The organism is Rhodobacter sp. NTK016B, from assembly GCF_017303295.1.
In the GTDB taxonomy this organism is placed as follows: domain Bacteria; phylum Pseudomonadota; class Alphaproteobacteria; order Rhodobacterales; family Rhodobacteraceae; genus Pararhodobacter.
This window is the reverse complement of the sequence record NZ_JAFKOK010000005.1, coordinates 86,322-104,079: the sequence shown is the minus strand read 5'-3', so window position 1 is coordinate 104,079 and position 17,758 is coordinate 86,322. Positions and strand designations below refer to the sequence as shown.

Here is a 17,758-nt window from a genome sequence, read left to right as displayed (position 1 = left end):
GTTCTTCCTTCTCTGTTGGATGTCAGTTTTGCCGGTCGGCGTAGACCGGGCGTTCCAGTTCGAACATCTGCGGCGCATGGGCGTACCAGCCCGCACCGTGCATCCGGGCGATCAGCTTGAGCGCGGGCGTATCGACATGGCCGCGCTCAGTGTTGAGCAGACAGGAATCGGCGATATGGATCGCCTTGACCTCGCCGATGATCAGGTGCTGCGCGGGGCCGGTATCCACGACCTGCTGCAACACGCATTCGATCGACACCGGCGCCGGAGCGATCCGAGGGGCCGCGACATGCACGCCGGGAAGGGTTTCGAGCCCGGCCAGATCGATCTCGCTCACCCCGGGCGGCGCGTCGATGCAGGTCAGGTTCATCGCCTCGGCCAGATCGCGGCTGACAAGGTTGACCACGAAGTCGCGCGTTTCCCGAATGTTGCGCGCGGTGTCCTTGGGCGCGCCGTCGGGCTTGCCCATGATCCCCAGCGCGACCACCGGCGGGGCGTCTCCCATCACGTTGAAGAAGCTGTAGGGCGCGGCGTTGACGATGCCGTCGGACGACACGCTGGTCACCCACGCGATGGGCCGGGGCGTCACCGTCGCGGTCAGCAGCTTGTATCCCATCGCGCGGGTATCGGGCGTCAGATCATACCGCATCGTCACGCTCCCCCCACGGCGTCGCCGTCACGGCCTTCTGCGCAGCGATATTGACCCGCAGGGCGAAGACATCGGGGCGGGCGTAATGGCCTGTGACGTCGAAATCGAACTTCCCGCGCGCCACTTCGGCGGGGTTCACCTGCGCGTAAAGCACCGTCTCGCCGTCGAAATCCGGCCCCGCCAGAACCTCGCCCAAGGGCGAGACGATGGCCGATCCGCCCCGCATCATCACCGTTTCGGGTGCGTCGCCGAGAGCGCTTTCATGCGCCTCGCCATAGGCGGCGCGGGTGATGTGCTGGCAGGCGGTCAGCACGTAGCAGCGGCCTTCGAGCGCGATGTGGCGCATCGAGGAAAGCCACGTGTCGCGGTCATCGGCCGTCGGCGCGCAATAGAGCGTGACGCCCTGATCGAACATGTGCATCCGAAGCGCGGGCATGTAGTTTTCCCAGCAGATCACCGCGCCCACGACGCCCAGATCGGTCGTCACGGCCTCAAGCGTCGAGCCGTCGCCAAAGCCCCAGATCAGCCGCTCGCCCGCCGTCGGCATCAGCTTGCGATGCTTGCCGACGATCCCCTTGGCGCCGTCGAGATAGACGACCGTGCAATAAAGCGTCGCGCCGCCGCGTTCGATGATCCCCACCACCGCGACCATCCCGGTTTCCGCGCAGGCATCGATCAGCGGGTCCAGCGCGTCGCCCGCCAGATCCACCGAGGCCGCGTAATACTGCGCGAAGGCGTCGCGACCCTCGGGTTTACGAACACCGATCGGCGCACCAAAGCTGGCGCCCTTGGGATAGCCGCCGATCACCGCCTCGGGAAAGACGATGAGGCGCGCCCCCTCGGCAGCCGCTTCGCGCACCGTGTCCGCCACCTTGCGAATGCTCGCCCCGGTATCCGTGGGGACCGAGGCGATCTGCGCCACTGCCACGGTGAAGGGGGCAGTTCCTGTCGCGCTCATGGTGTGATCTCCCTGATCGCTGCGGCCATCGCCCGGGTCAGCGCCCCGTCGGGGTCGGCGAGCGTGCCGGTGATGTCGAAATGGTTGTGCCCGGGCATTGCGACAGGCTGAACGTCATGCCCCGCTGCGGCGAGCGCGGTTTCGAACCGCGCGGTCTGATCGCGGAAAGCATCGGTCTCTTTGCCGCCGACCGACAGCAGGATCGGAGCCCCCGGCGCGGCGGGCAGATGATGGATCGGCGACAGATCCCGTGCGTTGTCGGCGGTCAGGCCGAGCCACCCGTTCACCTTGGTGTGTAAGAGCGGCTCAAGGTCATAGAGCCCGCTCAGGGCCAGCACCGCCCCCAGCCGCCCGGCATCGAGACCGGCTTCGGTCTGCCAGCCCGTGGACAGCGTCATCGCCGCCAGATGTCCGCCCGCCGATGAACCGCCGACATGGATGCGCCGGGTGTCGAGCCCTTGCGCCGCGCCGTTCTGTGCAAGCCAGACCACGGCCTGTCGGACCTGCCGCACGATTTCAGAGAGGGGGACGTCGGGCGACAGGGAATAATCCATCACCGCCACCGCGACCCCGTGCGCCACCAGCCCCGGCGCGGCAAAGCCGTTATCGGCCTTGTTCCCTGCCCGCCAGTACCCGCCATGGATCCACAACATGACCGGCCGTCCCGGCGCCGCGCCGTAAAGGTCTAGCGCCATCCCCGAGGATGGATCGAACACCAGATCGCGCAGCACCGGGATGTCGCGGCGCGCGGCCTCGCTCAATCTGACGAGCGAAGCGTATTCGTCCTCGAACGAGGCCACCGAACCGCGCGCATCGTAGTCGCGATCAAGATGCGGATCGACCTTTGGGGCGGGCGTCGCGCTCATCTCAGGAACCCGACGGGGTGCTGTCGACGACAGGATGGCGCAGGGTGCCCACACCTTCGACACAGGCCACGATAACATCGCCCGGCCACATCCATTCCTGCGGATCGCGGCCCGCGCCGACGCCCTCGGGCGTGCCGGTGGCGATGATGTCACCGGGCTCAAGCGTGATGCCGCGGCTGATATCGGCGATCAGTTCATCGACCTTGAACAGCATCTTCGCGGTGCTCGACCGCTGCTTTTCGACGCCATTCACGGTCAGCCACAGATCCAGCGCATGAGGATCAGGGATTTCGTCGGCGGTGACGATGCAGGGCCCGAAGGGCGCATAGCTGTCCATGCCCTTGGAAAAGATCCACTGCCCGGCCCGGCGGTTGTCACGCGCCGAAACGTCGATCATCACCGAATAGCCGAAGACATGCTGCAGCGCCTCGGCCCGGCTCACGCGCTTGGCGCGGGTGCCGATGATCGCGGCCAGCTCGACCTCCCAGTCCAGTTGCTTGGTCATGCTGCTGTCGTGCAGGATCGGCTCGCCCGGGCCGATCACGCTGGTCGGAGGTTTGGAAAACACCACCGGCTCGCGCGGAAGGTCGGGATTGGTGTCGAGCGTCTTGGCGCTTTCGGCCACGTGTTCGGTATAGTTCAGGCCGATGCCGAACACGTTCTTGCGTGGGCGCGGGATCGGCGCCAGCAGGGTGACATTGGCCAGCGCGGTGGCAGTGCCGGCGGGCAAGGCGTCGCCCACGCGAGCCATCAGAGCCCGCAGCGCGTTCAGCCCCGCCTGTCCGGCGTCGATCAGCCCCAGCATCGTGTCGGGCAGGCTTTCCCCCTGCGCTTCGGCCAGCGCGGCCACGTCGATCACCTGATCCCCTTGGCACAGCCCCAGCCGCGCCGCGGCTTCGACACCGCTGCGATACGTTACGAGTTTCATTAGTCTTTCCTTGAAGTAAGCGCGTCAGAGGATGGGCTGATGGCCGTCATTCTCGCCAAAAGCCTGTTCGCGATAGAGGCCCATGGCCCGCATGACCGGCAGGTCGTTCAGGCAGAACAGCACCGCGTCGTCGCGATCCGAGGCATTGGCATGTTCGTGCCATGCCCAAGACGGGACGCAGAAGATGTCGTGCTCGTTCCAGTCGAACCGCTTGCCGTTGATGATCGAATGGCCGCTGCCCTTGGCGACGTGGTACAGATAGCTGCCGGTGTGCCGGTGGGCCTTGGTCCGTTCGCCCGGACGCAGCATCTGCATGCTGGCGCCCAGCGTTTGCATCACCGGCCCATTGGTGACCGGGTTGACGTAATCCATCAGGATCCCGTCGAAGGGCGATCCGTCCGAGCAGCTGGCGAGCTTCGACAGTGCCTCGTAGGTCGGCGCCCATTCGTATTTGAACATCGGGCTGTAGCCCTTGGCCCAGTCGCCGCCGCGCGGGGTCAGGCCCGGATTGCCCCAGGTCTTCGTCATGTCATCAACCGGATAAGCGACGGCCTGCGTCAGGTCCGGATGAACCTCGTAGAAATTCGCCTCCATCGCGTTGACGAAGGGGATATCCAGCCCGTCCTGCCAGATACAGGGCGAGCCGTCCGACGACACCGCATGCTCGTGCCAGGTACCGTTCGGCGTCAGCACGAAATCATTGTGGCCCAGCGTCATCTTGTGGCCGTCGACCACGGTATAGGCGCCCGTGCCCTCCATGATGAAACGGATCGCGCTGGCGGAATGACGGTGCGCGCTGGCCTGCTCGCCGGGATGCATCACCTGCAGGCCCGCATAGATCCAGCCGACCGCCGCTGCGACATCGGTGCGCCCGGGATTGTTCAGATAGATCACCCGCCGCCCTGCCTTTTCGGGCGTCACCAGATCGACCGAGCGCAGCACGTGATCGCGCAGATCCTTGAACCGCCACAAGACCGGCTGCGAGCTGCTCTGCGGCTCCCACGGTTCGATCTTGTTGGCCACCGTCCAGAGCGCGCCCGCGTCATAGCTTTCAAGCTCGTCGTAATAGGCGAGAAGCTCGGGCGTATCCTCGACATTCGCGCGTCCGGCAACGTCTTCGCGGTAGCTGTCTCTTGGCTTGCTCATCGGATCCTCCAATCGCGTCCTGTCATGGACCATACCCACGCCTCATACAAAATCAACAGATTTTCGAAAATTTGTCATTCTTGCTATTTTTCTCTGAAGCGGCGAAAATATGGGCATCTTTCCGCGTTGACCGTTAGAATGCGGGCGTTGCGCAGGACCGAGCAGAGGGGGCCCATCGTGGTCAGAACGGCGAGTAAGTCTTCCAAGTCGCTGGGCGAGCAGGCCTATTCCATGCTGCGGCACGAGATCATCAGCGGCGTTTACGCGCCCGAACAGCCATTGCGGCTGGCTCAGCTGCAAGAGCGTAGCGGCATCGGGTTTTCCCCGCTGCGCGAGGCTTTGACGCGGCTCACGGCCGAAGGCCTCGTCACATCCGAATCAATGCGGGGGTTTCGCGTGGCGCCGCTGTCGCTGGACGATCTGCGCGACACGATGGAGACGCGGATCTTCGTCGAGACCGAGGCCCTGCGCCGCTCGATCGAGCGGGGAGACGACGATTGGGAAGCGCGCATCGTCTCGAGCCTGCATGCGCTGGGCCGCCAGAACGAGCGCAGCCATCCCGATGATCCCGATAGTCTCGCCGCGCTTGAAGATCGCCACCGCGATTTCCACGTAGCGCTGATCTCGGCCAGCGGTTCGCGTCGGCTCGAACAGATCGTCGATAACCTGTATCTCGGTTCCGTGCGCTACCGAATGCCCAGCCTGAGCAACCTTTCCTCGACGCCCGCGCGCGACCTGATGAACGAACATGGCGCAATCGCGGATGCCGCACTGGCGCGCGATGCATCGCGCGCGGTCGAGCTTCTGACCGCGCATTACCGCCTGACCGCAGATCTTCTGAGCCTCGCCCATTCCGACCGGATGGCCCGCTCCGCCGACGGCGCTGGGCGCTGGGCGCTGAGAACCCCGCCTTCGGCCGAACCCTAAAACGACAAAAGCCCCGCATTTGCGGGGCTTTTGTTTTGTCGATTTCCATGGATTGTTTGGTTGCGGGGGTAGAATTTGAACCTACGACCTTCAGGTTATGAGCCAAAATCGCAGCGATTCCAATTGCTTAGAAAATTCAACAACTTACGCAGTAAGCCTCTGATTTCGCCAGTTTTCCTTGATCGGATCGGTCTACTTTCAGCGAAATTGGGCAGCAAACTCGGTGCGAAACAGGCACTCGCGGGTTGATGTGACGTTGATGTAAGCCAATCAACAGGTTCATGAACTTAATCGCTTCCGGCCCAGATCTGTCGTTCACCTCATCCGGGATCACGGCTATGCCGCTTCACCAAAACGGCCATCCCTGCATCGTGCAGCATTCCCACCCATAGTATGACCGCAGTGCGTGTCTTCCTGCCGTTCGGCTACTCAGCGGTTAGCAACATGGAGAATCTTCAGTCTGGCGGCGTAGGAGCAACGACGCTCACCAATCGGGGGCTAGCAATCCTGTCGCCAACACTTCACCCCGACCCTTCCGGGCCCGCCGAACAAAGGCTAGATCGGCGTTCGCCCAGTCTAGAAGATGATCGGGGCGTTGATCGAGACTTCGCTCGACACCGATATCCCCGTCGCGACGCGGCTTTTGACTTCGCTCAATTTCATCAGCAATTGGCCTACCCAGCGGCGGTCGCCTACGATTGCTCGAAGGTGTACATTGAGACCTATTATTGACGGTCGATGAGCGCAGTCATCCCAACTGCTCGTAATTGGCGAACACCTCACCAGTCCCGTCATAGTTGATGAGGAGCACTTCGTAGGCTTCGCGCTCCTCTTCCGGCCCCATCCCGGGTGACCCATACGGCATTCCTGGCACGGCAAGCCCAATGACATCGGGGCGCTCCTCGAGCAGGCGGCGGATCTCCGTAGCTGGGACGTGCCCTTCGAGCACATAGCCATCGACCATGCCGGTATGGCAGGAAATCATCCGTGGCGGAACGCCGACTTCGGATTTGAAGGCCGTCAAAAGAGCGCCGTAGCGTTCCTCGTCGGTGACGCTGAATCCTTCTTCGCGCAGATAGGCGACCCAGGCGTTGCAGCATCCGCATCCGGTTCCCTTGACGACATGGATTGCAGGAACCTGAGCCCAACCGGGCGCGGCCGAGGCTGCCAGCATGGCAAGGCTGGACGACATCATGGATCTGCGGGAAAGCTTGTATGCGTGTGTCATGACTTTTTCCTGTTCACGTGTTTTCGGTGATATTTTGTTCGGTTACGGTCAAATCATCAGCCTATCGCTCTACGAATCTTCGGCACCGCGAAACGCCGGTCCTCATGATAATCGATGATGCTCGCAAACTCACCGTCCGACCGGAAAAGAAAAACCCCGGCCGTGTGGTTCATGGTGTAGTCGTCATCGCGGGCCAACTTTTCGAACCGGGCGCGAAAGCCTGATGCCGCGCGTTCAATCTCGTCCAGAGTGCCGGTAAGGCCGATAATGCGGGGATCGAAAGGCGACAGGTAGTCGCCAAGCACCTCCGGCGCGTCTCGCTCTGGATCGACGGTGATCATCGCAACATTCAGCCGGTCGGCATCGGTGCCAAGCTCTTCCAGCCAGCCAGAGATATCGCTCAACGTGGTCGGGCATACGTCCGGGCACCAGGTAAAACCAAAGAACACCATCGTCGGCCGCCCGATCCAGTCCTCCGGGCGCACCATGTTGCCGCGTTGGTCGGTCAAACTGAAAGACATATCTGCAATGGGCAATGGCAACAGATCTGCGCCCGACTGGCTGCGGTTGCGGGTTCGCCACCAACCAAGGCCGAGCGTGAACGCTATTGCGCCCGCCACGCCGCCAAGGCCAAGGATTACTGCCCGTCGGTTTCGCAATCTGGCCCCTCCGCTCGGATAGACAGCACCTCGACATTGATCGTGACGTCGCCGGCGTTCTGAAACGTCAGGGTCATGGGGAAATTGCCGCCTACTTTCAGCGCCTCCGTCAGACCCATCAGCATCCCATGGTAGCCACCGGGCGCGAGTTGAACAGACTGACCTGCGGCAATGGGAATGGACATGGCATGCGGCATAGAGGCTATGCCTTCGTTAACCACGGTTTGGTGCAGCATCGGCATGCTGGCCGCGGGGGTCGCGATCCCGATAAGGGCGTCATCGGAACTCCCGGCATTGGTAATCGCCACATAGAACACAGCGGGGCGGTTGGCGCCGATTGTCGCGCGAGACCAAGCGTTTTCGATGGCCATCTCGCCGGATGTGACGGTCTCGCATGCCAAGGTAGGCGACGCCAAAGTCAGAATTAGCGCAGTAAAGACTAGTAGTTTCATGGGTTTCACAATCTCGATTGTAGGTCGTCAAGGATTTCTGCAGCGGGGGTTCCGTACGTGAACTGGCGCAGCCAGTCGCCGTCCGGACCGATCAGGTAGAGCGCGGGACTGTGAGACATGGAATAGCCGTCCGGCGCTGTGACGTCGTCCTCACGTTCGAAAAATATGTGGAAGCTGTTGGCCGCCGCACGTGTCTGCGCGCCTTCCCCGGCCAATCCGATGATGGACGGATGGAATGCCGCAGTGAATTCGGCAAGGCCAAGCGCCCGGTCCCGTTCAGGATCAATTGAGATGAACAAAGGTTGCACCTCAACGGATTGAGCACCCAAGTCGTCCATGATCTGTGCGACTTCGGCAAGCGTCGTCGGGCACACGTCCGGGCAATTGGTGAAGCCGAAGAACACCAAAAGATATTTGCCCGCAAAGTCGGCAGGCGTTCGCATTTGCCCTTCCGCGTCCGGAAGGGCAAAGGTTGGGCGGAAGGGCGCTTCATCGACGCCCGATGGCGCGCGGGCGCCCGCAAACTGCCAAGCCCCAAAAGCCAGCGAGGCCAATGCGGCGGCAGCCCAGAGGATTTTCTGCAAATATGTCAGTCGCATTCGATTGTACATTCCAAGTATCTTGTTCGGCCTAAACCCTCTAGCAGCTTTAGCTTCAAGCCCATCATTTCGAATTCACGAAAGAATGAGCCACTTGGCTGCCCAAATAGGGGCAGCGAAAATCTTGGTCTCTCCGTAGACGCGCAGGCCGATTTCTGGTGCCGGTCGACCGCCCCCTAAGTCCGAGACAACCGACCTCCGGCTCAAATCTTGATCAATGCTGCCGTGGCGTACATGAAAGCGACCCCACCCAAGAACCCTCCAAGGACGGCCGGTGACATCAACGTCGCCTGCCTGTCAGCGTTCTGTCGCACAAGATAGGCGCTGACTTCGACCATGACTTGCAAGATTGCACCTGCCCCGACGGCCAGCGCCAGCGCGGACCATTGCGGTGCGTAGGCAAGGCTGCCCGCCCACATTCCAAGGATCGCCGGGCCACCGGCGAGCAGAGTCAGGGCCGCGAAGGTCCAGAGCGCAGGCCGGGCCCGAAGCATCGGGGCGGCGATGCCGATGCCCTCGGTGACATTGTGCAGGGCAAAGCCGAGGACAAGGAAGGTGCCAAGCCCGGCCGATCCGGCGGCGAATGCACCGCCAATCGCCAACCCTTCGCCAAAGTTGTGAAGCCCGATGCCGAGGGCGATGTAGAACGCAAGTGCGATGCCTTCCGGATTGCCGCGCCAACGCCCTATCGCCATCAGCAAGAGAAAGCTTGCCAGCGCCGCCAGCCAGACCATTGCGGAGCCCTGGAAAATCGCAGCCGCTTCTGTAGAAAGCTCCAGCGCCTCGGAAATAGTGTCTATCAGTAGGAAAGCCAGCAACCCGACCGTCAGAGCCAGCAGAAAGTTCATCCCGCGCCGACCGACTCCCTTCATGGCTGGATAGAACATCAAGCCAAGCGCCACTGGCAGAAGGCCGACGATCGCCCCGATCACCGCCTGGAGCCGAAGTTGCCCCCAGGTGGCACTTGGCGTCGACACAGCGACCTCGATCTCGTGCCCGAAGGTCGCACCGGAGTTGGACAACAAGTTGACATGATGGGCCTCGCCAAGAACCCACGGATAGGGAATTCGCAACCAGACTGCGTCGCCCCGGGCTATCGGCCCCGCCGGTTCCTGCGTGAAGCTCCAATAGGCATCATCCACGGCAACCTGCGCGACCACCATTGCATCCGATCCGCCAGCACGCACTTTGAGCGATATTCCCGACCCGTCTAGGATCGCCCGTTCGACCGTCAACGCCTCGACCGGCGGAGCGCCGTTGTTAAAACCGCGCAGGGGATCGAGCGAGGCAATCCAGACAAAGGCACCCAGCATGGCGGCCAGTGGCACGAGAACCAGAAGCAGCCGGATCAGTGGCGGGCGGCGGGTTTGGCTTTGGTCGGTCATGCCCCCGCCTCCTGGACGTCGAAAAAGCCCATCCAACCAAGTTCGGTAAACTCGGCCTGGTGGGCATGGAACATGTACAGCCCATCCTCGTGGTCGGCGAAGCTGAACTCGAGGATGCCGCGTTGCGCCTGACATTGCATGATCACATCGACCGTACGCAGGGTGGGCGTAAGTTGGGTGCCAGTGTCGTAATAGTCGAAGAAATTACCGTGCAGGTGGAACGAGTTGATCGGGTCGAACTCGGTCGCGTTCATGAGATAGATGCGTACCGGGCGCGACTTGTCGATCCGGATCGGCTCGTTCATGTAAGCTTGACCGACCGTGTTGACGGCATAGACCTCGTTGGCGCCATCGAAATTGGTGTCGAAGCCATTCATCACCATTGCCAGTTCCTGCCACTCGGCGTTTTCTGGACTGCCGAGAACGCGCGACGCCGCAATAGACGCGTGTTCGGGGTGGCGGGCCGGATCGGGGTCGACCACGAACAGGCCGTACATGCCCTTGTGCATATGCCGTTTCAGCGGCAGTGCGTGGCAATGATAAAGATGACAGCCGAAGGGCTTGGCATCGAATTCGTAGACAAACTCCTCGCCCGGGTCGATCAATCCAGCGCCTTGAATTCCGTCCATTCTCGCCGAATGAATGCCGTGAAAGTGCATGGAATGTGGGTGTGAACCGAGGTTACGAAAGATGATCCGCAGCCGCTCACCTTCCTTTGCGCGCAGCGCGGGGCCGGGCACGCGACCGTTGAACGTCCAGGCGGGAAAGAACACGCCGGGAGCGATCTCGATTTCCATGTCGATGGCTTCGACCTCGAAGGTACGCAACGTGCGGCCATCCGGAAGGATTTCGGTGCGGCCAGTATCCCAATCGGTCAACATGGAAATCGGGTCGAACCCGTTCCGGTCGTGATCGACGCGGCCGACCATCGTCATATTGCCGTGCGCCATGCCACTGCTATGGGCCGAATACGGATCGGGCGCCCCGCCGGACATGGCATGCCCCGCCATTGGGCCCTGCGTCGCCTGTGGTTGTGCGCGGCTCGCGGCCACGGCTGCCCCGCTGGCAGCCGCCAAACCGCCGACCAACAGCGCACGTCGCGACGCCGAAACTGGCTCCGCACCTATGACAGGTGGCGCTGTGGGTCGCGTTTTCTCCACGGCGGGCGATGTATCGCGCGCCCACTTCCCGGTATCGATTGACATAGGCGTGGTCCCTTCAGGTGAAACGCAGGCCAAAGCCCTGGTGCAAAAAGTTAGCTTAGGCTAATAATCAAGGCTAAGACTTTACGAGTCAATCCCGATCATGCGAGGGTGACGACATGACGAATGATCAGAACCTTGAAACAGCACCACAAGAAGTCGAGGCACGTGCCGTTGAAGCCCGCGTAGAGGCATTCATCGGCGTGCGCGAGGCGCGTCGCAGCGAAGTGGCGGAAGACTATGTCGAACTGATCGCCGAACTGATCCACGACAACGGCGAGGCCAGGCCGGTCGATATCGCGACCCGAATGGGTGTGACCGCGCCGACGGTCGCGAAAACTCTTGGCCGTCTGGCCCGGGACGGCCTGATAACCCGCGCCAAATACCGCTCAGTCTTTTTGACCGAGGAAGGCCGGGCGCTCGCCAAGGAATGCAGGCACCGCCACGAGATTGTCCTGCGGTTTCTCCTGAGCCTCGGACTTGACCCAGAGACGGCGGAACGCGATGCCGAAGGCATCGAGCACCACGTCAGCGAACGGACGCTTGCCCTATTCGCTGACTTTGCAGACCGGTCCTAAGCGCCGATCAGGCGTTTTCGACCGCGAGACGGACTTCGGCGATCAAGCTGTCGCGACTCAAATTCTCGATCCGCCGTCCGTCGAGGTAGAACGTTGGTGTCTGGCGAATTCCCAATGCTTCGACATCGGCTGTGTCTTGATTGATTGTCCCAGTGATTCCCGGAAAGAGCCGATCGTTTTGCGCGCGCTGGAGAACAAGGCCAGCAGCCCCCGCGATGTTCCAAGCCACATCCATCCTCGGCGTGCCATGCACGGCCCAGTTCGGCTGTTGCTCCAGCAAGGCATCCAGAACGGGTTCAAAAACGTCCTGCATCCGCGCGGCCTCGAGGATGCGTACCGCCTCATCCGACCCCTCGTGGAATATGGTATAGCGCAATACAACCCGTACTTGCGTCGGGAACTGTCGCCGGATTCCTTGGACAACCGGATGATAAGCGCGGCAGGCTTCACAGGACGGATCGAAAAACTCCACCAGCGTGACCGGTGCATCCACCGGTCCAAAACTCGGCGAATAGGCGCGAATCAAAAGCGCCGGGTCAGCACGGGGGATGGCCGCAGCAGCGGCCTCAGCTTCGGCCTCGCGTCGGCGAGACAAGAATACATAGCCGCCACCAAAGGCTGCTGCCCCAATTGCCGACGCCCCCAACAACACAGTACGACGATTCATGTCTGATTTCCTTTCGGTACAAGTAAGCAAGTAAGAATCGCGGCAAAAGCAGCCAACGACAGATAAGGGATGGGTAGCCCGAATATCATCTGCGACGGGCCACTGCAGGATGGTCCATCTGTTGTGCAGGGAACGATCGCCTCGGGCACGATCCCGAGATAAAGACCCGCGTGCCACCCCGCCAATGCAAGACCTGCGAGCGTCATCGGTACGGCGTAAGGTCGTGCTACGCCGTCGCCGCGCCACATCGACAAACCAAGGATCGGCACAAGTGGAAACATCGCGATGCGCTGATACCAGCACAGGGTACAGGGCATCTGGCCCATCACCTCGCCAATGAACAGCGCACCCAGTGTGGCTGCAAGCGCGATCAGAAACGCGGCAAGGAGGAGAATGTCTTCGCATGAAAGTGCCTGTGATTCAGGTTTGGCCATCGGCGGATCCCTTTCGGCTGCGTAAGGGGACGGCCGTTGCGATGATGCACATTGCGCCCAGAAAAATTGCGATATCTGCAAGGTTGAACGTCGGCCAGTGCCAGTCTCGCCAATAGAAATCAAGGAAGTCGGTCACTGCCCCCTGTCGCACCCGGTCAATGATATTGCCAAGCGACCCGCCGACGATCAGCGCAAAACCCGCGCGCTCCAAGGGATGCCGCGACCGAAACGCCACAACAGCCAAACCCAGCGTCAACACGCCCGTCAGTCCGGCCATGACCAAGGGCTTGCCAGACATGACGCCCGACAACATGCCGAAGCTCGCTCCTTCGTTGAAGCTAAGCGTGAGGTTGAAGCCGGGTAGAATCGAAAAGGGCATGCCAGCCGAAAGCAGCGACAATGCAAGAGCCTTAGTCACCTGATCGGCAACCGCAGCGACGGCGATCACAAACAGCATCAGGGGCGTTTTCATGATGCCTCCTTTCGGGGCAGCCCGATCCATCGCGGTACGGACCTCATATAGGCATCGTATTCGGACCCGATCGCCGCGCGCAGTGCGGTTTCTTCGGATCGGACCTGTGCAGAGGCCAACCGGATAAAGAGCAGCGGTGCCACGGCCGTTGGCAGTGATGGGATAGCCAAGGCAACACCGATTAGCAGTAAGAATTGTCCGACAAAGGTCGGGTTGCGGCTGAACTTGAAGATACCACCTGACACGAGATCTCCGGTTGCACCTTCTTTGACACCCACACGCCAAGAGGCACCCATCGAAAGCTGTGCCACCACAGCAATCAGGCCACCGCTACCCGCGAGAGTGATACCCAGAGTGCCGAGCACAGGAAAGCGGCCTTCCGTCCAAAGCGGGTCTAGTCTTTGCAACAGAGGTAGGGTCATCCAGACGAGCGGTCCAAAGAGGGCCATGGAGAAGGCAGCACGGTAACCCAGAGCGGCTAGTCGGTCGTGACCACCAGACTGTCCGATGAGCCAGACCGGCTTTCCAGCGGCCTTGGCTGCGCGATAAGTGCCCCAGTAGAAAAGCGCAAGATATGCGAGCAGAACAGCAAGCGCCGCCCAGCCAAACCAAGTGTTCATGTCAGGATCCTTGTCTTTCGTCCACGCGCGGCCATCCGAGAAAACGCGCGGTTCTTAATTTATAGGCGGCGAATTCGGCGCCGTGGCTGCGCTCGAGAGCGCGCTCCTCGAGAAAAACAGCGAAAATGTAAAACCCGGCCCAGACGGCGAGGGCCGCCATAATCGGGGCTTTGGGCAACAAGATTGCCCAACCGGCGAGACCCATCCAGGTAGCGACATAGACGGGGTTACGACTGAACCGAAACCAACCGCCTTCTTGCAATGCCCCGTCCTGGCCAAAGGCTACGCTCCAGCCAAGTTGCAGAGTCGCATGCACCGCGATCCCAAATCCGAGGATCAGCAGGACAATACCGATCCAGAAGCCTGGCATGCCGGGGCTAGGCGCGACCTCTGGAATGACCAGCAGCGAGACAACGATCAGGCCCCAAAACAAGATCCTGAACGGCCAGATGAACTTCGCGTATACAGGGCCATTGCGGTTCTTTGGGGGCCACAATTGCGCGGTGGGATCAAGCATTGCGCGAACCGAACGCACCAGCAAATAGGCGCCTGCAACGAAGGGAATCCATTCCAGTTCCGTTGGCAATTGCAGCATCTCTTAACTCTCGCCTTCCGGATTGAAACGCAAGAGCCGCAAGGCGTTCAGCGTGACAAGAACCGTTGCGCCGGTATCGGCCATGATCGCCAGCCATAGGCCGGTGAGGCCAAAGACCGAAGTCACAAGGAACACGGCTTTCAGCCCTAGCGCGATGGTCACGTTCTGGCGGATATTGGCCATCGCCCCACGGGCCAACCGGATCGTGGCGGGGATGTCCGTTACCTTGTCGCGCAGGATCGCTGCGTCAGCGGTTTCCAGCGCCACGTCAGTGCCCGATCCCATCGCCACGCCGACGCTGGCCTGTTTCAGTGCCGGGGCATCGTTGATGCCGTCGCCAATCATCATCACGCCGCCATTGGCGCTCATGGTTTTGATCGCGTCCAGCTTGTCCTCGGGCATCATGTCGGCTTTGAACTCCATGCCCAGCCCACCCGCGATGGCGGCGGCGGTCCGCGCGTTGTCGCCCGTCAGCATGACCGAGGTGACGCCAAGCCGCTTCAACTGCGCAACCGCCACGCTGGCATCCGCGCGCGGTTCATCGCGCATGGCAATCAGGCCCAATGGCTTGTGCTCACGGAACACCGCAACAGCCGTCTTGCCTTCGGTCTCAAAAACCGCTGCCTGCTGGACGCCCTTGTCATCCAGTCCACCGTTTTCCGAAGCATGGCGCGGCGACGCAACCCAGGCAAGTGCACCGTCCACCTCGGCCGAGACGCCCTTGCCGATCAACACCCTCGCGTCTTTGGACGGCAGCAGGGCAATGCCTTCATCCTGCGCCTTGTTTAGGATCGCCATGGCAAGCGGGTGGCTGGACCCAGCTTCGACACCGGCGGCGACGGCCAGAAGCTCGGCCTCGGAGGTCGTCCCAAAGGGGACCACATCTGTTACCACGGGCCGCCCGTGGGTTAGCGTACCGGTCTTATCAAAGGCCACCTGCTTTACGCTGGCCGCTGCCTCGATCACCGCGCCGCCCTTCATCAAAAGCCCGCGCCTTGCACCCGTTGACAGCGCCGAGGCGATGGACGCCGGGACCGAGATTACCAGCGCACAAGGGCATCCGATCAGCAATAGCGCCAAGCCACGATAGACCCAGGTATCCCATGGCTGACCGAACGCCAGCGGTGGCACCAACACTACCAGCGCGGCGACTAAGACGATGGCGGGCATGTACCAGCGACTAAACCGGTCAATGAACCGCTCGGTTGGGGCGCGTGCCTCTTCGGCGTCCTCGACCAATCGGATGATGCGGGCGATGGTGTTGTCCTCGGCTGCCTTGGTCACGGTTACCCGCAACGCGGCCTCGGTGTTGATGGATCCGGCAAACACGCTATCGCCGGGGCCTTTGGTGACTGGCACGCTTTCGCCGGTGACCGGGCTGTCGTCGACGCCCGAGATTCCTTCGGCGATCTCGCCATCCGCCGGAACGCGGTCACCAGGGCGCACCAGCACCGTCTGACCAACGCTCAAGCTGGCGGCAGGCACTTCGCGTGTCACGCCGTCGACCTCAAGCAGCGCTGTCTTGGGCACCAGATTGGCCAGCGCCCGAATGCCGTCGCGCGCCTTGCCAGCGGCGACGCCTTCCAGAACCTCGCCTACCGCAAAGAGGAACACGACAAGCGCCGCTTCCTCGGCCGCACCGATGAATAGCGCACCAATCGCAGCCACGGTCATCAAGCTTTCAATGCTGAAAGGCTGGCCAAGTCGCAGCGCGGCGAAAGCGCGTCTGGCTACGGGTGCGACACCGATCAGGCAGGCCGCGATGAAAGGCCAAGCCCCAAGCGCCGGGGTCAAGAACTCTACGATCCAAGCCAGCCCCAGAAGCATCGCCGTGAAGATCACCAGCCTGCCCTTGCCTGTCTGATACCAGCTTTTTCCCTTATCGGCAGGATCATCATGAACATGGCCGGGACTGCCGTGGCCGGAATCGGATTTGACAGACGACTTGGGCGAGTGATCATGTTCGTGATCATGAGACTCCTCGGACCCGGCACCCGGCAGAACGAATTCCTTCTTCGCTCCGGCAGTGCGTGTCGCGATCCCGTAGCCAAGAGACTTTACAACACCCTCGATCTTGTCACGACCGGTCTTCGTTTCGTCCAGCCTCAGGCGCAGGCGTTCAGACATCAGGCCCACCTCGACATCGCTGACACCGGGTAGCCGTCCGACAGCGTCCTTGACCTTGCTGGCACAGGATCCGCAATCCATCCCAGAGACCGTCCAGTCGCAGGTTGCTTCGTTCTCAGGGTTTGTCATCGCAGTCCTCTTAAACGGGTCATTGCCTTCATCGAATCAGATATCTAATGTCTCTAGTAACTATAGCTTCAAGGGGAAATTGATGCTGACCATCGGAAAGTTGGGTGCAAAGGCCGGGGTGAAGGTTCCGACCATCCGTTACTATGAACAGATCGAGCTCTTACCAGAGGCGGAACGCAGTTCGGGCAATCAGCGGCTTTATGGCCAGAAGGCATTGGAACGGCTGGCCTTCATCCGACACGCGCGTGACCTCGGCTTCACGCTCGAGGCAATCCGTGACCTGCTCAGCCTGTCGGACAATCCCGACCAGCCCTGCGCCGCCGCAGATGCCATCGCCAAGGCGCAATTGCTCGAGGTGGAAAGCCGCCTTGCACGTTTGACGGCCCTGAAGGGGGAGTTGGAGCGCATGATTGTGCAATGCGCGGGCGGGCGGATCGCCGATTGCCGGGTCATTGAGATCCTTGGCGACCATTCCTTGTGTGCGACCGACCATCGCCATCCAAGAGGCGATGAGACGTCATGACGTTGCCAGGAACCCTCGCAGTCTACGCTGCCGCTGCACTGACCGAAATCGCCGGTTGCTTCGCGGTGTGGAGCTGGATGCGGCTCGGCGCAAGCGCGCTGTGGCTCATTCCCGGTCTGGCCAGTCTTGCAGCCTTCGCCTGGCTCCTGACGCTTGCCCCTTCGGATCTCGCCGGACGTGCCTATGCCGCTTATGGTGGCGTCTACATCGCCGCCTCACTGCTCTGGCTCTGGACCGTGGAAGGCCGTCGCCCGGATACATGGGACCTAACTGGAGGCGTGATCTGCCTGATCGGCGCTGCGATTATCCTGTTCGCGCCACGGACTTTTGGGCACTAAAGAACAAGCGAGCGGCGAAGATGAGGGGCATCCCGCAATAGCTTTGAGGCTGGCGCGGCTGTTCCGACCTCGTGAATTGTCCTTTTGAGAGTGGAGGAAGGTCGACCCGAGCATCGTCGCCTTCATGGCTCGGTTCGAAGGAAAAGTTTCCATGGCTCTCGTGTCAGCATGTGGAGGATCAGACCTATATGTTGGCTCGGCCAGTGCGCTATTTGTTTACATTGTGTACTCTGCGTGCAGTCGGGCCAGAAAACCAGAATGCCAGAAAGTGCAGTG

The 17,758-nt window shown here is 61.5% G+C and carries 21 protein-coding genes; 4 read left to right on the top strand and 17 right to left on the bottom strand.

Annotated features, from left to right (window positions below):
• Window positions 1-22 precede the first annotated feature (22 nt).
• From JI664_RS08135 to JI664_RS08115, 5 genes are read right to left on the bottom strand one after another with little or no spacing between them, the layout of a single operon-like run.
• Window positions 23-649 (bottom strand): flavin reductase family protein, encoded by a 627-nt coding sequence (locus JI664_RS08135; RefSeq protein WP_207013215.1) that lies wholly within the window; start codon window positions 647-649, stop codon window positions 23-25.
• Window positions 639-1,607 (bottom strand): carbon-nitrogen hydrolase family protein, encoded by a 969-nt coding sequence (locus tag JI664_RS08130; RefSeq protein ID WP_207013214.1) that lies wholly within the window; start codon window positions 1,605-1,607, stop codon window positions 639-641. Before JI664_RS08130 ends, JI664_RS08135 begins: the two co-directional genes overlap by 11 nt.
• Window positions 1,604-2,473: an alpha/beta hydrolase gene (locus JI664_RS08125; RefSeq protein WP_207013213.1), complete on the bottom strand. Its 870-nt coding sequence runs from the start codon at window positions 2,471-2,473 to the stop codon at window positions 1,604-1,606. Before JI664_RS08125 ends, JI664_RS08130 begins: the two co-directional genes overlap by 4 nt.
• Before the next feature lies 1 nt (window position 2,474).
• Window positions 2,475-3,401, bottom strand: a complete 927-nt coding sequence (locus JI664_RS08120) for a fumarylacetoacetate hydrolase family protein (protein WP_207013212.1) — start codon at window positions 3,399-3,401, stop codon at window positions 2,475-2,477.
• A 24-nt stretch (window positions 3,402-3,425) separates the two neighbouring features.
• Window positions 3,426-4,547, bottom strand: a complete 1,122-nt coding sequence (locus JI664_RS08115; RefSeq protein ID WP_207013211.1) for a cupin domain-containing protein — start codon at window positions 4,545-4,547, stop codon at window positions 3,426-3,428.
• Between the two features lie 177 nt (window positions 4,548-4,724).
• Here JI664_RS08115 and JI664_RS08110 point away from each other — a divergent pair, with 177 nt between their 5' ends.
• Entirely contained in the window at window positions 4,725-5,474 is a 750-nt protein-coding gene (locus JI664_RS08110; protein ID WP_207013210.1) for a GntR family transcriptional regulator, read from the top strand.
• A 748-nt stretch (window positions 5,475-6,222) separates the two neighbouring features.
• Here the strand turns inward: JI664_RS08110 and JI664_RS08105 are convergent.
• The 6 genes from JI664_RS08105 to JI664_RS08080 all read right to left on the bottom strand — a co-directional run bounded on the left by JI664_RS08105 (window position 6,223) and on the right by JI664_RS08080 (window position 11,002).
• The gene (locus JI664_RS08105) at window positions 6,223-6,702 is read right to left on the bottom strand and encodes a DUF411 domain-containing protein (RefSeq protein ID WP_207013209.1); all 480 of its coding nucleotides are present in this window, start codon (window positions 6,700-6,702) and stop codon (window positions 6,223-6,225) included.
• Between the two features lie 56 nt (window positions 6,703-6,758).
• Entirely contained in the window at window positions 6,759-7,361 is a 603-nt protein-coding gene (locus JI664_RS08100; RefSeq protein ID WP_207013208.1) for an SCO family protein, read from the bottom strand.
• Entirely contained in the window at window positions 7,340-7,732 is a 393-nt protein-coding gene (locus JI664_RS08095) for a copper chaperone PCu(A)C (RefSeq protein ID WP_286173958.1), read from the bottom strand. The genes JI664_RS08100 and JI664_RS08095 overlap by 22 nt, the downstream gene beginning before the upstream one ends.
• An 86-nt stretch (window positions 7,733-7,818) precedes the next feature.
• Window positions 7,819-8,424, bottom strand: a complete 606-nt coding sequence (locus tag JI664_RS08090; protein ID WP_246022527.1) for an SCO family protein — start codon at window positions 8,422-8,424, stop codon at window positions 7,819-7,821.
• Between the two features lie 191 nt (window positions 8,425-8,615).
• Window positions 8,616-9,797 carry a metal transporter gene (locus JI664_RS08085; protein ID WP_127110165.1) on the bottom strand — a complete coding sequence of 394 codons (1,182 nt, stop codon included), beginning with the start codon at window positions 9,795-9,797 and terminating at the stop codon, window positions 8,616-8,618.
• The gene (locus tag JI664_RS08080) at window positions 9,794-11,002 is read right to left on the bottom strand and encodes a multicopper oxidase domain-containing protein (RefSeq protein ID WP_286173957.1); all 1,209 of its coding nucleotides are present in this window, start codon (window positions 11,000-11,002) and stop codon (window positions 9,794-9,796) included. The genes JI664_RS08085 and JI664_RS08080 overlap by 4 nt, the downstream gene beginning before the upstream one ends.
• A gap of 116 nt (window positions 11,003-11,118) precedes the next feature.
• Between JI664_RS08080 and mntR the strand changes: the two genes are divergently transcribed.
• Window positions 11,119-11,577 carry a manganese-binding transcriptional regulator MntR gene (gene mntR, locus JI664_RS08075; protein WP_127110167.1) on the top strand — a complete coding sequence of 153 codons (459 nt, stop codon included), beginning with the start codon at window positions 11,119-11,121 and terminating at the stop codon, window positions 11,575-11,577.
• A 7-nt stretch (window positions 11,578-11,584) separates the two neighbouring features.
• Here mntR and JI664_RS08070 read toward each other — a convergent pair whose 3' ends face one another.
• From JI664_RS08070 to JI664_RS08045, 6 genes are read right to left on the bottom strand one after another with little or no spacing between them, the layout of a single operon-like run.
• Entirely contained in the window at window positions 11,585-12,244 is a 660-nt protein-coding gene (locus tag JI664_RS08070; protein WP_127110169.1) for a DsbA family protein, read from the bottom strand.
• Complete coding sequence (locus JI664_RS08065) at window positions 12,241-12,678, bottom strand: disulfide bond formation protein B (protein ID WP_207013206.1); 438 nt, start codon at window positions 12,676-12,678, stop codon at window positions 12,241-12,243. Before JI664_RS08065 ends, JI664_RS08070 begins: the two co-directional genes overlap by 4 nt.
• A complete protein-coding gene (gene lspA / locus JI664_RS08060; RefSeq protein ID WP_207013205.1) occupies window positions 12,665-13,150 on the bottom strand; it encodes a signal peptidase II in 486 nt (161 codons plus the stop codon). Before lspA ends, JI664_RS08065 begins: the two co-directional genes overlap by 14 nt.
• On the bottom strand, window positions 13,147-13,770 hold the full coding sequence (locus JI664_RS08055; RefSeq protein WP_207013204.1) for a methyltransferase family protein: 624 nt from the start codon (window positions 13,768-13,770) through the stop codon (window positions 13,147-13,149). The genes lspA and JI664_RS08055 overlap by 4 nt, the downstream gene beginning before the upstream one ends.
• A gap of 1 nt (window position 13,771) precedes the next feature.
• Window positions 13,772-14,365 carry a methyltransferase family protein gene (locus JI664_RS08050; RefSeq protein ID WP_207013203.1) on the bottom strand — a complete coding sequence of 198 codons (594 nt, stop codon included), beginning with the start codon at window positions 14,363-14,365 and terminating at the stop codon, window positions 13,772-13,774.
• Window positions 14,366-14,368: 3 nt separating this feature from the next.
• Complete coding sequence (locus JI664_RS08045; RefSeq protein ID WP_207013202.1) at window positions 14,369-16,621, bottom strand: heavy metal translocating P-type ATPase; 2,253 nt, start codon at window positions 16,619-16,621, stop codon at window positions 14,369-14,371.
• Window positions 16,622-16,703: 82 nt separating this feature from the next.
• Here JI664_RS08045 and JI664_RS08040 point away from each other — a divergent pair, with 82 nt between their 5' ends.
• Both JI664_RS08040 and JI664_RS08035 read left to right on the top strand, forming a co-directional pair.
• Window positions 16,704-17,144 carry a MerR family transcriptional regulator gene (locus JI664_RS08040; RefSeq protein ID WP_207013201.1) on the top strand — a complete coding sequence of 147 codons (441 nt, stop codon included), beginning with the start codon at window positions 16,704-16,706 and terminating at the stop codon, window positions 17,142-17,144.
• A complete protein-coding gene (locus JI664_RS08035; protein WP_414707726.1) occupies window positions 17,141-17,482 on the top strand; it encodes a YnfA family protein in 342 nt (113 codons plus the stop codon). The genes JI664_RS08040 and JI664_RS08035 overlap by 4 nt, the downstream gene beginning before the upstream one ends.
• Window positions 17,483-17,758: the final 276 nt, after the last annotated feature.

Excerpts from the sequence above, each read along its gene's own strand:
- JI664_RS08040 (WP_207013201.1), top strand. The coding sequence starts at position 16,704 with ATGCTGACCATCGGAAAGTTGGGTGCAAAGGCCGGGGTGAAGGTTCCG.
- JI664_RS08130 (WP_207013214.1), bottom strand. The coding sequence starts at position 1,607 with ATGAGCGCGACAGGAACTGCCCCCTTCACCGTGGCAGTGGCGCAGATC.
- mntR (WP_127110167.1), top strand. The coding sequence starts at position 11,119 with ATGACGAATGATCAGAACCTTGAAACAGCACCACAAGAAGTCGAGGCA.
- JI664_RS08125 (WP_207013213.1), bottom strand. The coding sequence starts at position 2,473 with ATGAGCGCGACGCCCGCCCCAAAGGTCGATCCGCATCTTGATCGCGAC.
- lspA (WP_207013205.1), bottom strand. The coding sequence starts at position 13,150 with ATGAAAACGCCCCTGATGCTGTTTGTGATCGCCGTCGCTGCGGTTGCC.
- JI664_RS08065 (WP_207013206.1), bottom strand. The coding sequence starts at position 12,678 with ATGGCCAAACCTGAATCACAGGCACTTTCATGCGAAGACATTCTCCTC.
- JI664_RS08045 (WP_207013202.1), bottom strand. The coding sequence starts at position 16,621 with ATGACAAACCCTGAGAACGAAGCAACCTGCGACTGGACGGTCTCTGGG.
- JI664_RS08120 (WP_207013212.1), bottom strand. The coding sequence starts at position 3,401 with ATGAAACTCGTAACGTATCGCAGCGGTGTCGAAGCCGCGGCGCGGCTG.
- JI664_RS08085 (WP_127110165.1), bottom strand. The coding sequence starts at position 9,797 with ATGACCGACCAAAGCCAAACCCGCCGCCCGCCACTGATCCGGCTGCTT.
- JI664_RS08035 (WP_414707726.1), top strand. The coding sequence starts at position 17,141 with ATGACGTTGCCAGGAACCCTCGCAGTCTACGCTGCCGCTGCACTGACC.
- JI664_RS08090 (WP_246022527.1), bottom strand. The coding sequence starts at position 8,424 with ATGTACAATCGAATGCGACTGACATATTTGCAGAAAATCCTCTGGGCT.
- JI664_RS08135 (WP_207013215.1), bottom strand. The coding sequence starts at position 649 with ATGCGGTATGATCTGACGCCCGATACCCGCGCGATGGGATACAAGCTG.
- JI664_RS08115 (WP_207013211.1), bottom strand. The coding sequence starts at position 4,547 with ATGAGCAAGCCAAGAGACAGCTACCGCGAAGACGTTGCCGGACGCGCG.
- JI664_RS08105 (WP_207013209.1), bottom strand. The coding sequence starts at position 6,702 with ATGACACACGCATACAAGCTTTCCCGCAGATCCATGATGTCGTCCAGC.
- JI664_RS08070 (WP_127110169.1), bottom strand. The coding sequence starts at position 12,244 with ATGAATCGTCGTACTGTGTTGTTGGGGGCGTCGGCAATTGGGGCAGCA.
- JI664_RS08055 (WP_207013204.1), bottom strand. The coding sequence starts at position 13,770 with ATGAACACTTGGTTTGGCTGGGCGGCGCTTGCTGTTCTGCTCGCATAT.
- JI664_RS08080 (WP_286173957.1), bottom strand. The coding sequence starts at position 11,002 with ATGTCAATCGATACCGGGAAGTGGGCGCGCGATACATCGCCCGCCGTG.
- JI664_RS08050 (WP_207013203.1), bottom strand. The coding sequence starts at position 14,365 with ATGCTGCAATTGCCAACGGAACTGGAATGGATTCCCTTCGTTGCAGGC.
- JI664_RS08095 (WP_286173958.1), bottom strand. The coding sequence starts at position 7,732 with ATGGCCATCGAAAACGCTTGGTCTCGCGCGACAATCGGCGCCAACCGC.